The organism is Sphingomonas sp. CFBP 8765, assembly GCF_014841445.1.
Lineage (GTDB): Bacteria > Pseudomonadota > Alphaproteobacteria > Sphingomonadales > Sphingomonadaceae > Sphingomonas > Sphingomonas aerolata.
In genome coordinates this window covers 579,416-592,158 of record NZ_JACYTY010000003.1, presented here as the reverse complement: position 1 = coordinate 592,158, position 12,743 = coordinate 579,416, and the positions used below count along the sequence as shown (strand labels likewise).

The window sequence follows — 12,743 nt, the reverse complement described above, 5'->3', positions numbered from 1 at the left end:
GATACGACAATGGAACTCCACCAGAATTTTGCGGGCATCGACATTCGCGGCGAGATCGAGCGGCTCCGCAAGGAGAAGAACGCGATCATCCTCGCGCATTATTACCAGAAGCCCGAATTGCAGGACATTGCCGATTTCGTCGGCGACAGCCTCGACCTGTCGCGCAAGGCGGCGGCGACAGAGGCGGATGTCATCGCGTTCTGCGGCGTGCGGTTCATGGCGGAGACCGCCAAGATCCTGTCGCCCGACAAGATCGTCGTGCTGCCCGACATGGATGCCGGCTGCAGCCTCGAGGACAGCTGTCCCCCCGAACAGTTCGCGGCGTTCCGCGCCAAGCATCCCGATCACATCGCGCTGACGTACATCAACTGCTCGACCGAGGTGAAGGCGCTGTCCGACATCATCGTGACGTCCTCGTCGGCCGAGAAGATCCTGTCGCAGCTGCCCGCGGACCAGAAGATCATCTTCGGCCCAGACCGCAATCTCGGCGGCTATCTGGTCCGCAAGACCGGGCGCGAGATGCTGTTGTGGCCGGGCGTGTGCATCGTCCACGAGGCGTTCAGCGAAAGCGAGCTGCTCAAGCTCAAGGCCGCCAATCCGGGCGCGCCGATCGTCGCACATCCCGAATGCCCGCCGATCATCCTCGACCATGCCGATTATATCGGGTCGACGCGCGGCATCCTCGACTATGCGATCGCGATGCCCGGCGACACGCTGATCGTCGCGACCGAGCCGCATATCATCCACCAGATGGAAAAGGCGTTGCCGAACAAGCGCTTCATCGGTGCGCCCGGCGCCGACGGTAACTGTAACTGCAATATCTGCCCGTACATGGCGCTCAACACGATGGAGAAGCTGTACGTTGCGCTGCGCGATCTGTCGCCGCGGATCGAGATCGAGGAGGGGCTGCGGCTCCAGGCGAAGAAGAGCCTCGATGCGATGCTGGCGATGGCCTCGGGCACGGTCGGGATGGGCGATCTCGGCCCGGCGCAGACCAGCGGGACGCGTTCGTGAGCGCAGCGCTGGCGGGCTTCGACATCGATAGGTTCGTCGCTGCGACGCTGGCCGAGGATCTGGGCACGATCGGCGACATCACCTCTGCGGCGGTGATCCCCGCCGAGGCGCGCTTTGCCGGGGTGATGGACAGCCGCGACGCGATCACCGTCGCAGGCCTCGCCCTCGCCGATGCGTTCTTCCGCGCGCTCGATCCCGAGGTCCGGATCGAGCATCTCGTGGAGGACGGGCAGGCGGTCGCTGCGGGTACCGAGCTGATGCGGATCGAGGGCCGCGCGCGCGCGATGCTGACCGCCGAGCGGTCCGCGCTGAACACCGTCCAGCACCTGTCGGGTGTGGCGACGATGACGCAGGCCTATGTCGATCGGATGCAGGGCACCGGCGCCATCCTGCTCGACACGCGCAAGACCATCCCCGGGCTGCGCGTGCTCGAAAAATACGCGACCCGCATGGGCGGTGCGCAGAACCACCGCATGGGGCTGTGGGATGCGGCGATGATCAAGGACAATCACGTCGCGGTCGCCGGCGACGTCGGCGAGGCGGTGCGTCGGGCGAGGGATGCGGGCATCGCGCAGATCATCGTCGAGGTCGACCGTGTCGACCAGATCGAGCCCGCGCTGGCGGCGGGGGCAACGCATCTGCTGCTCGACAACATGCCACCCGAGATTCTCCGCGGTGCGGTCGCGCTGGTCGATGGCCGCGTGCCGACCGAAGCATCGGGCGGCGTGTCGCTCGACACGATCCGCGCGATCGCCGAGAGCGGGGTCACCTATGTCTCGGTCGGACGGCTGACCCAGTCCGCGCCCGCCGCCGATATCGGGCTCGATTTCGCGACGCTTTGATTGGCGCGCGGGGACTGGCGCGTGGGTAGAGACGCGGTATCGTGCCGCCACGACATGATCGCGAAATGAACAGGGTGAAGATGCGTCCCAAATCCGTTATATTGGCCGAATGGCTGTATCTCGCCTCGATCGGTCTGCTGATCGCGGTCAGCGTGCTGACCTGGGATGCCGCGGTTGCGCAGGGCGGCTTTGCACTGGCGGCAGGGGTGACGGCGTTCGGCGTCGGACTGTCGCTGCTGCTGCTGATCCTTACGACGCGCAGGGGTAGCCGGGTTGCCCTGTGGCTGCTCGTCGCGCTGACGGTACTCGGCGCCGCTGGGGTGATGCTGCAGGTCGCGACGGGGGTGCTTGCGACAGGGCTGATCGGGATGCTGACGATCGCGCAGCTCGTGCTGACGATCCTGCCGATCGTCCTGCTGTTCCGGCCGCGCGCGCGCGCCTGGTTCGACGAGGTCGCGGACCGCGGCGTCGACGACGATGCCGAGGAGGAGATCGAGGCATGACGCGGATGAACCGACTCGCGGGCATGATGATCGTCGCGGGGCTGTCCGCGCCGGGCATTGCCGCGGCGCAGGCCTATAGCTGTTCGGCGCCCATGGGCGGCATCGACCGCGTCCGCCCCGACCTGCCGTCCGCGCGCGAACCCGCGCGGATCCTGCCGATCGCGAGCTATACGCTCGCCATCACCTGGGCCCCGCAATATTGCCGCGAGAAAGGCGACCAGCCGAGCGCCAGGTTCCAGTGCGGGGCGGGCAACCGGTTCGGCTTCACGCTCCACGGCCTGTGGCCCGACGGCGCGGGCAAGACCTGGCCGCAATATTGTCGCGCGACCGCGATCGTCCCGCAGGCAGTGATCAAGCGCCAGCTCTGCACGACGCCGTCGGCGCAGCTGATCCAGCATGAATGGGCCAAGCACGGGACCTGCATGCCGGGCTATCAGCCCGCACGCTATTTCCGCCAGTCGAGCAGCCTCTACGCCAAGTTGCGCTATCCCGACATGGACACCCTGTCGCGAAGCCCGCTGACCGCCGGACAGTTTGCGGCGGCGATGGCGAAGGCCAATCCGGGACTTAACGCGGCAATGATGCGCGTCACGACGACCAAGCAGGGCTGGCTCGACGAGCTATGGATCTGCCTCGACACCGCCTTCCGCTACAAGCGCTGCCCCGCGTACGCAGGCGGGGTTACGCAGGGCACGCCGATCAGGATCTGGCGCGGCGAGGGCTGACCCGTACTCAGCCGGCCAGCGTGACAGTTGAGGGGTGGTGCTTGTCGAGGTGACGCTTAATGATCCGCAGGTTGCGCGTGTTCGATCGGAACATGAAATCTGCGGCGTCGCCGACGAACGGCACCAGTCCGAGCGCCGCATCGAACCCGACATTGCCCATCATCCGGGCGAGCTGGAACTTCGACATGCCGAGGTTGCGCGCCTCCCAGACGAGCCAGCTTCCCATCAGCGCACCGATCAGGTCGCCGACGACGGGAATGAGCCCGACGATCGCATCGAGCCCGATCGAGCGGTTGATCCCGGGGACCATGAACGCGCGTTCGAGAATCCGCTCCAGCGCCTCGACCCGGGCGCGGACCGAGGCCGGGTCCTGACCGATCGCGAAGCTGCTGGCCAGCGTGGCGGGATCGATGCGAGTGGCATTGTTGGTCATGCTACTCACTTGGTGTCGGGACGAAGCCTGTTCAACGGGTGCCACGCGCGGCTGTTCGGCTGCCATTGTTGCAGCCGCGTCGCGACCAGCGACCAGCGGAGCGGCCGTGCGAGCGGAATGAAGGGCACGTCCTCGTTCAGTGCGGCATCGGCCGCCGCAATCCGCTGGCTGCGTTCGGCAAGCGTCGGTGCCGCACGCGCGGCGTCGAGTGCCGCCTGCGCGGGGGCGCTGCAGACGATGCAGGCGTTCGCCAGATACCAGCGCGCGCTATCATAGGGCGCCACCAGATCGATCAGTCGCAGATCGGCGGGGGCGTCGATCGCGACGCGCTCGGGCAGGATGCCGATCCGGAGCAGGGCGGCGGCGACATGCGCGTAGAGGATGGTCGCGCCCGATCCGGCGGGCAGGGCGATCCGCATCGCGATCGGCCCGCTCTGCGCCTGCTCGCGCCACGTCGCGACCCGTAACCGGGCACCCGCGCGGCGCTCGTCTTGGTTCAGCAGCGTCCATGACGGCACCTGCGGGAGCCCGGCGGAGTCGAGCGGTTCGGCGAGGATGCGGTCGGCCGCCTCCCAATTGGGGGCGATCGCGGCGGTCAGCGCGCTGCGATCGATCGCCTGCGAGATCGCGGCGCGGTTCGCCGCCTCGGCAAGGAAGCCCGTCCGCGAAACGATCGCGAGCCCGAACAACCCGACCGCGGGGTCGACCCGGATCGCGGCGGGGGCGATATCGGCCGTCGCGAGAAGCGGCCAGTCGGCGAAGCTGCCGCCGCTGACCAGGTCCGAGTCGCGATGCGCAAACCGCGCGATCGCCCGCGCGGCGCGCTCGCCGATCAGACGGACGTCACGTTCGGGCTGCATCTCGAGCTGGTCTTCGGGGTCGGCGCGGTTGAGATCATAGACCGGGCGCAGCAGCGGCGCGGCGCCGGGCTGGGCGATGCGGAACGGGCCGCTGCCGCCGGGCGGGCGCAGACGCAGCAGGGCAAGTTCGGGCTGAGCGAACAGCTTGAGCAGGTCGGGACGCGGCCGCGACAGCCGGACCTCGATCACCTGCGGCGTCATCACGACGATCTCGTCGACCGCGCTGAGAAAGGGGGCGAGTGGATTGCGCGATGCCGGCACGATCTGGCGTTTGAGCATCGCGACAATCTGGTCCGCGGTGATGCGGCTACCGTCGCTCCACGTGGCTTCGCGCAGGCGGAAAATATAGCTCATGCCATCATCGATGACGATCCAACGTTCGGCCAGGCCGGGCTCAATCTGGCCGGCAGCATCGAACCGGACCAGCCCCTGCGCCGTCGAATCGATCAACAGGCGCGAGGGGAGGTCGATCGGGCCTCGGCGGGCATCCGCGGCAGCGGGCACCCCACCGATCGCGCTGACGACGACCGCGCCCGAGTCGCGGCGCCGGTTGCAGGCCGCCGGTGCGAAGAGCAGCGCGGCGGCACAGGCAAGCGTGATGGTGCGGACGGCGGGACTCGAACCCGCACTCCAGGGGAGGGAGATTTTAAGTCTCCTGCGTCTACCGGTTTCGCCACGTCCGCACACTGGAGTCAGAAAGACGAGGTCGAGCGCAGGGTCAACCCATGTTGGACCCGCAGGTGCCGCTCAATCGACGTTAAGACGCGAGCGCATTTCCTTGCCGGGCTTGAAATAGGGGACGCGCTTGGCGTCGACAGCGACGACTTCGCCGGTCCGGGGATTGCGTCCGGTCCGCGCATCGCGCGCGCGCGTGGAAAATGCGCCGAAGCCGCGCAGTTCGACCCGGCCGTCGGCGGCCAGGCGCTTCGAGATCTCGTCGAAGAAACACGAGACGATCAATTCGACCTCGCGCGGCTCCAGGTCCGGATGCGCATCGGTCAGTTTTTGAACAAGCTCAGATCTGATCATGGTAACGAGCCCCCGCCCATATGTGATAATACTGATTTAGGTCAGTAATTGGGGCGATAGCACCAAATGAGTTTCAAGCCAAAAGCAAAAGGGACCGAAATGCATCGAGCATCCCGGTCCCAATTCGCTTACTTCTTTTCGGCTTCCGTGCGGGCCTTGAGAGCCTCGCCCAGGATGTTGCCGAGGGTCGCGCCGGAATCCGACGAACCATACTGAGCGACAGCCTGCTTCTCTTCGGAGATCTGCATCGCCTTGATCGAGAAGGTCGGCTTCTTCGAACGATCGAAGCCCGTCACCATCGCGTCGAACTTCTGGCCGACCTGGAAACGCTCCGGACGCTGCTCGTCGCGATCGCGACCCAGATCCGTGCGCTTGATGAAGCCGGTCGCGCCATCGTCGCCCTGCTGAACTTCGAGGCCCGCGTCGCGGACTTCGAGAACGGTGACCGTGACGATCGCGTTCTTGTTCAGCTTGTCGCCTGCTGCTGCGATGCCGCCGGCCGAAGGCCCGCCGCGCTCGAGCTGCTTCATGCCGAGCGAGATACGCTCCTTCTCGGCGTCGATGTCGAGCACGACGGCCTCGACGGTCTCACCCTTGCGATGCAGGTTGAGCGCGTCCTCGCCCGAAACGCCCCAGGCGATGTCGGACATGTGGACCATGCCGTCGACGTCGTTGTCGAGGCCGATGAACAGACCGAATTCGGTCGCGTTCTTGACTTCGCCCTCAACGGTCGAGCCGATCGGATGCGCGGCCGCGAAGGCCTCCCACGGATTGGCCTGAGCCTGCTTGAGGCCGAGCGAGATGCGACGCTTCTCGGAATCGACTTCGAGGACCATGACGTCGACTTCCTGCGAGGTCGACACGATCTTGCCGGGATGGACGTTCTTCTTGGTCCAGGACATTTCCGACACGTGGACAAGGCCTTCGATGCCCGCTTCCAGCTCGACGAACGCACCATACTCGGTGATGTTCGTGACGCGGCCGGTGAGCTTGGCGCCGACCGGATACTTGACCATCGCGCCATCCCAGGGATCGCTCTCCAGCTGCTTCATGCCGAGGCTGATGCGCTGGGTGTCCTTGTTGATGCGGATGATCTGCACCTTGACGGTGTCGCCGATGTTCAGGACTTCGCTCGGGTGACCGACGCGCTTGTAGCTGAGATCGGTGACGTGCAGCAGGCCATCGATGCCGCCGAGGTCAACGAACGCACCGTAATCGGTGATGTTCTTGACGACGCCGTCGATGATCTGGCCCTCGGCGAGGCTGAGGATCAGGCCCGAACGCTGCTCTGCGCGCGTCTCTTCGAGAACGGCGCGACGCGACACGACGATGTTGCCGCGCTTGCGGTCCATCTTCAGGATCTGGAACGGCTGGGGGATGTCCATCAGCGGGGTGACGTCGCGCACGGGGCGGATGTCGACCTGCGAGCCCGGCAGGAACGCGACGGCGCCGTTCAGGTCGACGGTGAAGCCACCCTTCACGCGGCCGAAGATCACGCCCTCGACGCGGGTCGTCTTCGAGAATTCGGTTTCCAGCTTGTCCCATGCGGCTTCGCGGCGCGCACGGTCGCGGCTGAGCATCGCTTCGCCATGGACGTTCTCGACGCGGTCGACATAGACTTCGACTTCGTCGCCGACCTTCAGGTCAGCCTTCTGGCCCGGCGCTGCGAATTCGCGAAGCGGCACGCGGCCTTCCGACTTCAGACCGACGTCGATGACGGCCATGTCGTTCTCGATGCCGGTCACGGTGCCATGCACCACGCGGCCCTCGAAGCTGTCGGCGTCGCCGAGCGTCTCGTTCAGCATCGCGGCGAAATCGTCGCGCGACGGCATTACCTGGGTTGCCATAGAATTCAGTAATCCTAGTCTGTTTCCGGCCAAGCGGTTGGATCCGCTGGTCTTGGCCTTCGTTGCCGCGACGACCGAACGCCGGCACGGCATCCGGACGGCACGAGGCGCAGAGGACGTAGACGCTGAATGCGAAAACGGCGCGTGAGAGTCAGAGGTCTCCGCGCCTTCCTCCACGAGCATCGCTCGCCGGACGCTCCTGTGTAGCGGAAACCCCGTCTCGGAGCAAGTTCGCCGCTGCAGCGTTAGGGGCGGCTTACAACAGGAGCGAAGATTTGAGCGAACGCGGCATTCTCGTGCTGGGCTGGATCGCCACGGCGACGGCAATCGTGATGTACCTGTCGTATATCGACCAGATCATGCTGAACCTGGCCGGTCAGAAGGGATCGGTGGTCCAGCCGTTCGCGACGATGGTCAATTGCGGGCTGTGGGTCGCGTATGGCGTGCTGAAGCCGAAGCGCGACTGGCCGATCGCGGTGGCGAACTTCCCGGGGGTGGTGCTGGGCGCGATCACGCTGGCGACGGCGTTGTAAGGGGGGCGGCTTCGGAACGAGTGCCGGCTCTCCGCCCCCTTGGTCTCCCGCGAAGGCGGGAGCCCAGTCTGGGTCCCCGCCTTCGCGGGGAAACGCTGTTGGTTTACCGCAGCTTCCCCCAACCACCACCCCGGCGAAGGCCGGGGCCCAGTTGGGAGACGTCGCTGACTAAGGGCAGCGCTCCGTTACTGCGACCTTTCCAACTGGGCCCCGGCCTACGCCGGGGTGGTGTTGCTCTAAGCGGGAAGCGAAAGACTTAACCCGCAGCCTTCTTCGCCCGCTGCGCCTCGACCAGCGCCACCGCGCGCTGCACCGACGCTTCGATCGACAGGAAGCTCGTATCGAGCAGCGCCGCGTCCGGCGCCATCACCAGCGGTGCGATCGAGCGCCCGCTGTCGCGCGCATCCCGCGCCCGGATGTCCGCCAGCACGCGGTCCTTGCTCGCCGTCCCGCCACGTGCCTGCAATTCAGCATGGCGCCGCTGCGCGCGGATATTGGGGGTCGCCTTCACGAACAGCTTGGCATCCGCATCCGGCGCGATCACCGTGCCGATATCGCGCCCGTCGAGAATTGCGCCACCCGCCTGCGCGGCAAACCGCTTCTGCCGCTGCATCAGCGCCGCGCGGACCAGCGGATGTGCGGACACGATCGAGGCCATCGCCCCGACATCGTCGTCGCGCAGCGCCGGGTCCGTCATCACCGCATCGTCGAAGTCGCATGCGGCAACCGCATCGGCTTCCTGTTCGGGGTCCAGCCCCATCCGCGCCACGTTCAGCGCGACCGCGCGGTAGAGCAAGCCGGTATCGAGATAGGGGAGGCCGTAATGCTTCGCCAGGGCGCGCGCGATCGTGCCCTTGCCCGATGCCGCCGGACCGTCGACTGCGATGATCATCTTAATTCCCCTGGCCGGTCGCCCGACCCGTTAATTCGTCGAGCGACCGGAAGAACACGGGATAGCTCGTCGCCACCGGCGATATGTCGTCGATCGTGATGGGCTCGGCGCTGCCAAGTCCAGCCACCACCATGCTCATTGCGATGCGATGATCGAGTTTCGAGGCGACCCGAGCGCCACCGCGAATCGCCGCCCCGCCCGAACCCGTGATCGCCATGCCGTCTTCGAATTCCTCGCACGTCACGCCGCACGCCTCGAGCGCGATCCGCATCGTCGTGATCCGGTCCGATTCCTTCACCCGCAGCTCGTGCGCGCCCCTGGCGACGGTCGTGCCGGACGCAAACGCCGCGGCGACGAACAGCACCGGATATTCGTCGATCATGCTCGGCGCGAGATCGGCCGGCACCTCGATCGCGGTCAGCGCGGCATGGCGGACGCGCAGGTCGGCGACGGGCTCGCCGCCGACGGTCCGCGGATCGAGCTCGGTGATGTCCGCGCCCATCATGCGCAGCGCCGTGACGATGCCGATCCGTGTCGGGTTCAGCCCGACATTGCGCACGACGATGTCCGACCCCGGCACGATCGACGCCGCGACCAGCCAGAAGGCTGAGGACGACGGATCGCCCGGCACGACGATATCCTGCGGGGTCAGCTCCGCCTCGCCGGTGATCGAGATCACGCGGCCTTGGTCCGTTTCCTCGACGGTCAGCTGCGCGCCGAACCCGGTCAGCATCCGCTCGCTGTGATCGCGCGTCGCGACCGGCTCGATCACCGTGGTGATGCCGGGCGTGTTGAGCCCCGCCAGCAGGATCGCCGACTTCACCTGCGCCGACGCGACCGGCAACGTGTAGGTGATCGGCACCGCGGGGCAGATCCCGCGCACCATCAGCGGCAGCTTGCCGCCGGGCGACGCGGTGATGTCCGCGCCCATCTGCGACAGCGGCTCGATCACGCGGCCCATCGGTCGTCCCGACAGCGAGGCGTCACCGGTGAAGGTGCAGGTGATCGGGTGGCTCGACACCAGCCCCATCAGCAGCCGCGTCGAGGTGCCCGAATTGCCCATCTCCAGCGCGGTCTCGGGCTGGAGCAGCCCGCCGACACCGACGCCGTCGACGACCCAGATGCCGTCGTCCTGCCGCTCGATCGTCGCGCCCATCGCGCGCATCGCCGCCGCGGTGGCGAGCACGTCCTCGCCCTCCAGCAGGCCGGTGATCCGGCTGGTCCCGACCGCGAGGCTCGCGAACATCAGCGCGCGGTGGCTGATCGACTTGTCACCGGGGACCGCGATCGAACCGGTCAACGGACCGCGCGCGACGACGTCCAGCGGTTGGGGGAGGGGGTGTGTCATGGGGCCGGGCTTTTGACAGTGGCCTTGCGCTATGGCAAGGCGCGCCCACTTTGCGGGGGCATCCCCCACAATCTATCCATTCGAAAGGTTCTATCGGCATGATCAAGCCGGAATGGGGCACGAAGCGTTCGTGTCCGAAATGCGCGACGCGTTTCTACGACCTCGAAAAGGCCGACCCCGTCACCTGCATCGAATGCGGGTATGCGTGGGAGCCCGAGCCGATCCTGAAGTCGAAGCAGCCGCTGCCGTTCGAGGTCGCCAAGCCCGACACCAAGAAGCCCGATGCGGATCTCGAGGGTGACGAGGAAGAGGATATCGCCTCGATCACCGGCGAGGACGAAGAGCCGTCCGCGGACGACGAAGTCGATCTGGGCGGCGACGACGACCTTGGCGTCGAGACGCCGCAGGACGAGCACGAGCGTTGAGATAAAGAAATTTGGCAGGCGGCGTTTACGCCGCTTGCCAACCCGGGCGGCTCCGGTTAGTGAGCCGCCTCCCAACGGGAATGGGGCCGTAGCTCAGCTGGGAGAGCGTTCGCATGGCATGCGAAAGGTCAGGGGTTCGATCCCCCTCGGCTCCACCATTCTCGTTGATACGCGACGCGGTCGCGGTCCCTTATTTATGATGGATACCCCGCAGCGGGTCGTACTGCCGTTGTGCGGTGACGGGCGTCAATAGGTCGCCTGGAAGGTCTCGGTGGCGACGCTGAGACCATGGGTCAGTGCGTGTACGGATTCGAGCTGCTGGCCGATCCGCCGGGCCAAGCTGATGAAGCGCTGGTTTCGGACTTCGAGATGTTCGACGCTGTCGGTCATCGCGCGCGCGGTGAGCGCGGTTTCGTCGATCGCGGCGGTGATCGCGAGAATGCGCTCGCTCTGACTATGTGCGGTGTCGGTCACGATGACCGCGCGAGCCTGGATATCGGCGATGTCGTGCGCGATCGCGCGATTCGCCGCGACGACGTCGCGCGTCGCGATCTGCATCGCCGAGATCTGCGGCTCGATCCGCGCGACCGCATCGGACGTCTGCGTGGCAAGCGTCTTCACCTCGGCTGCGACCACTGCGAAGCCGCGCCCGGCCTCTCCGCTGCGCGCCGCCTCGATCGCGGCGTTGAGCGCGACGAGGCTAGTCTGCCGGGCGACCGCGCGGATGATGTCGAGGATCGAGCCGATCGATCCGGCACGGTCCGACAGCCCTTGCGACAGGGCGACCGTCTCGTGCGCATGCGCCATCGCACCGCTGGCGGCGCTGCTGGTGTGGCGGACCTGGTCGACGACCGTGTCGATCATGCCCGCCATCATCGCCGAGGTCTGTGCGGCATCCTGCATCGCGGCGGTGGATTGCTGCGCGGCGACGACGACGTCGCCCAAATCGCGGACGATCAGTTCGAGTTCGGCTTCGCCCGCGCGGCCCATCGCTTGGCCTTCCGCCGCCGCGGCATCGGTTTCGGTGACGACGGTCGCGATCTCCTTGCGGAACCGTTCCGCCTGCGCGGCTTGCGCCGCGACGACGTCGGTCAGCCGTCGCTCGACCGTGACGTCGCGGTAGGTGATTACCGCGCAGTGCCCGGGCAGCGGGGCGAAGTTGATATGCAGGATCGTCCCGTCGTCGAAATGATGATCGATATCGACGCTTTCCTGCCGGGCCTGCCAGCGACGATGATTGTCGACCACCGTCGCGATCCGTGCCGCGGACCAGCCGACGGCTCCGAGAAAGTCCGCCATGTCCATGCCGATCATGACGCGGTCCGGGTCGAAGCGGAACAGCGCCCCCACGCGTGGATTGACCAGCGCGATCCGCTCCGCCGGGTCGAAGACCACGACGCCGTCCGCGACCGCGGTCATCGCGATCGCCAGCAAGACGTCGGGGGGCATCGATCCGGTGCCTGGCGCGGCTTCCACCGCTGGCAAGGGGCGGGGGATTACGGCATGTCGCGTCTGCATCACCGCGGACTAGCCCAAAATGGTTTTAAGTCCGTTACTTAACCCCGATCCGTTACCCTTTACGACGGGCGTTACCGTGTCGCGGGCGGAGTCCGCCGGGCGGTCAGGATGCGGATCGGTGCGGCGATCATCTGGCCCTTCATCACGCCTTCGCCCTTGGTCGGCGAGGTGGGCGCGGCGAGGATCCCGCGGACAATGTCCATGCCCTGGACAACGTGGCCAAAGGCGGCAAAGCCCGTATTGTCGCCCGGCTTCTCGGGATGCGCGTCGAGGAAGGGGATCGCGCCGACAGTGATGAAGACGTCGGCGCGGCCGGTCCCCGGCGCCAGCCGTGCGAGCGAAATCGTGCCGTCGGTGTGGAGCACGCCGGTCTTGCTGGTCGGCTCGTGCGCGATCGGCGGGAAGGCCCGCTTGGGATCGCCCTCGATCCCGCCCTGGATCAGTCCCGTATCTGGCCCCAGCCGCAGTGCGCGATAGAAGGTCGTGCCGTCGAGCTTGCGCGCGTCGACATAGCGCAGGAAATTCGCGGTGGTGATCGGAGCGCGCTCTTTCTCGAGCTCGAGCACGATCGGGCCGAGGCTGGTGGTCAGGGTCACGCCGATGGTCGCGGGGCGCGGCGTCGCAACGGGCACCGGTGGCGACGCATCTGCGGGCCCGGTGGCTGGCGTGATGGCAGGCGCTGGCACTGATGGCACCTCTTGCGCGGCAAGCGGGGTGCTGCCCAGCAGGGTGGCGAGGACGGCGTATCGCAGCATGTCGAAACTCCTGAATTCT

General features: G+C 66.8%; 14 protein-coding genes and 2 tRNA genes. 7 read left to right on the top strand and 9 right to left on the bottom strand.

Features of this window, described 5'->3' with window-relative positions; all coding sequences use genetic code 11:
* The first annotated feature begins 9 nt into the window (after window positions 1-9).
* The 4 genes from nadA to IFT87_RS11345 all read left to right on the top strand — a co-directional run bounded on the left by nadA (window position 10) and on the right by IFT87_RS11345 (window position 3,084).
* Window positions 10-1,014, top strand: coding sequence for a quinolinate synthase NadA (gene nadA, locus IFT87_RS11360; protein ID WP_037527429.1), 1,005 nt, complete (start codon window positions 10-12; stop codon window positions 1,012-1,014).
* Entirely contained in the window at window positions 1,011-1,856 is an 846-nt protein-coding gene (nadC, locus tag IFT87_RS11355; protein ID WP_031441621.1) for a carboxylating nicotinate-nucleotide diphosphorylase, read from the top strand. The genes nadA and nadC overlap by 4 nt, the downstream gene beginning before the upstream one ends.
* Window positions 1,857-1,930: 74 nt before the next feature.
* Window positions 1,931-2,359 carry a hypothetical protein gene (locus tag IFT87_RS11350; protein WP_192008482.1) on the top strand — a complete coding sequence of 143 codons (429 nt, stop codon included), beginning with the start codon at window positions 1,931-1,933 and terminating at the stop codon, window positions 2,357-2,359.
* A gap of 5 nt (window positions 2,360-2,364) precedes the next feature.
* A complete protein-coding gene (locus IFT87_RS11345) occupies window positions 2,365-3,084 on the top strand; it encodes a ribonuclease T2 family protein (protein WP_192008532.1) in 720 nt (239 codons plus the stop codon).
* 7 nt (window positions 3,085-3,091) lie between these two features.
* Here IFT87_RS11345 and IFT87_RS11340 read toward each other — a convergent pair whose 3' ends face one another.
* From IFT87_RS11340 to rpsA, 5 genes are all read right to left on the bottom strand, one after another.
* Window positions 3,092-3,517: a DUF4112 domain-containing protein gene (locus tag IFT87_RS11340; RefSeq protein ID WP_037527432.1), complete on the bottom strand. Its 426-nt coding sequence runs from the start codon at window positions 3,515-3,517 to the stop codon at window positions 3,092-3,094.
* A 5-nt stretch (window positions 3,518-3,522) separates the two neighbouring features.
* On the bottom strand, window positions 3,523-4,827 hold the full coding sequence (locus tag IFT87_RS11335) for an ABC transporter substrate-binding protein (RefSeq protein WP_249403298.1): 1,305 nt from the start codon (window positions 4,825-4,827) through the stop codon (window positions 3,523-3,525).
* Window positions 4,828-4,976: 149 nt separating this feature from the next.
* A tRNA-Leu gene (locus IFT87_RS11330) sits at window positions 4,977-5,060 on the bottom strand.
* 64 nt (window positions 5,061-5,124) lie between these two features.
* On the bottom strand, window positions 5,125-5,406 hold the full coding sequence (locus IFT87_RS11325; protein ID WP_031393082.1) for an integration host factor subunit beta: 282 nt from the start codon (window positions 5,404-5,406) through the stop codon (window positions 5,125-5,127).
* Between the two features lie 128 nt (window positions 5,407-5,534).
* A complete protein-coding gene (rpsA, locus tag IFT87_RS11320; protein WP_031393081.1) occupies window positions 5,535-7,253 on the bottom strand; it encodes a 30S ribosomal protein S1 in 1,719 nt (572 codons plus the stop codon).
* A gap of 275 nt (window positions 7,254-7,528) precedes the next feature.
* Between rpsA and IFT87_RS11315 the strand changes: the two genes are divergently transcribed.
* Window positions 7,529-7,786, top strand: coding sequence for a SemiSWEET family transporter (locus IFT87_RS11315; RefSeq protein WP_031441625.1), 258 nt, complete (start codon window positions 7,529-7,531; stop codon window positions 7,784-7,786).
* A gap of 256 nt (window positions 7,787-8,042) precedes the next feature.
* Here IFT87_RS11315 and cmk read toward each other — a convergent pair whose 3' ends face one another.
* Together cmk and aroA are read right to left on the bottom strand one after the other, a co-directional pair.
* The gene (gene cmk / locus IFT87_RS11310) at window positions 8,043-8,678 is read right to left on the bottom strand and encodes a (d)CMP kinase (RefSeq protein WP_192008481.1); all 636 of its coding nucleotides are present in this window, start codon (window positions 8,676-8,678) and stop codon (window positions 8,043-8,045) included.
* 1 nt (window position 8,679) lies between these two features.
* The gene (aroA, locus tag IFT87_RS11305) at window positions 8,680-10,026 is read right to left on the bottom strand and encodes a 3-phosphoshikimate 1-carboxyvinyltransferase (protein ID WP_031441627.1); all 1,347 of its coding nucleotides are present in this window, start codon (window positions 10,024-10,026) and stop codon (window positions 8,680-8,682) included.
* Window positions 10,027-10,124: 98 nt separating this feature from the next.
* Between aroA and IFT87_RS11300 the strand changes: the two genes are divergently transcribed.
* Window positions 10,125-10,451 carry a TIGR02300 family protein gene (locus IFT87_RS11300; RefSeq protein ID WP_031395784.1) on the top strand — a complete coding sequence of 109 codons (327 nt, stop codon included), beginning with the start codon at window positions 10,125-10,127 and terminating at the stop codon, window positions 10,449-10,451.
* Window positions 10,452-10,533: 82 nt separating this feature from the next.
* A tRNA-Ala gene (locus tag IFT87_RS11295) sits at window positions 10,534-10,609 on the top strand.
* An 88-nt stretch (window positions 10,610-10,697) separates the two neighbouring features.
* On the opposite strand, the gene IFT87_RS20705 is transcribed toward IFT87_RS11295, so the two are convergent.
* Complete coding sequence (locus tag IFT87_RS20705) at window positions 10,698-11,900, bottom strand: methyl-accepting chemotaxis protein (protein ID WP_192008480.1); 1,203 nt, start codon at window positions 11,898-11,900, stop codon at window positions 10,698-10,700.
* Window positions 11,901-12,040: 140 nt separating this feature from the next.
* Complete coding sequence (locus IFT87_RS11285; protein ID WP_037527447.1) at window positions 12,041-12,724, bottom strand: peptidylprolyl isomerase; 684 nt, start codon at window positions 12,722-12,724, stop codon at window positions 12,041-12,043.
* Between the last annotated feature and the right edge of the window lie 19 nt (window positions 12,725-12,743).

Coding starts and splice junctions, on each gene's coding strand:
- nadA (WP_037527429.1), top strand. CDS start 10: ATGGAACTCCACCAGAATTTTGCGGGCATCGACATTCGCGGCGAGATC.
- IFT87_RS11345 (WP_192008532.1), top strand. CDS start 2,365: ATGAACCGACTCGCGGGCATGATGATCGTCGCGGGGCTGTCCGCGCCG.
- IFT87_RS11340 (WP_037527432.1), bottom strand. CDS start 3,517: ATGACCAACAATGCCACTCGCATCGATCCCGCCACGCTGGCCAGCAGC.
- IFT87_RS11325 (WP_031393082.1), bottom strand. CDS start 5,406: ATGATCAGATCTGAGCTTGTTCAAAAACTGACCGATGCGCATCCGGAC.
- rpsA (WP_031393081.1), bottom strand. CDS start 7,253: ATGGCAACCCAGGTAATGCCGTCGCGCGACGATTTCGCCGCGATGCTG.
- cmk (WP_192008481.1), bottom strand. CDS start 8,678: ATGATCATCGCAGTCGACGGTCCGGCGGCATCGGGCAAGGGCACGATC.
- aroA (WP_031441627.1), bottom strand. CDS start 10,026: ATGACACACCCCCTCCCCCAACCGCTGGACGTCGTCGCGCGCGGTCCG.
- IFT87_RS11300 (WP_031395784.1), top strand. CDS start 10,125: ATGATCAAGCCGGAATGGGGCACGAAGCGTTCGTGTCCGAAATGCGCG.
- IFT87_RS20705 (WP_192008480.1), bottom strand. CDS start 11,900: ATGCCCCCCGACGTCTTGCTGGCGATCGCGATGACCGCGGTCGCGGAC.
- IFT87_RS11285 (WP_037527447.1), bottom strand. CDS start 12,724: ATGCTGCGATACGCCGTCCTCGCCACCCTGCTGGGCAGCACCCCGCTT.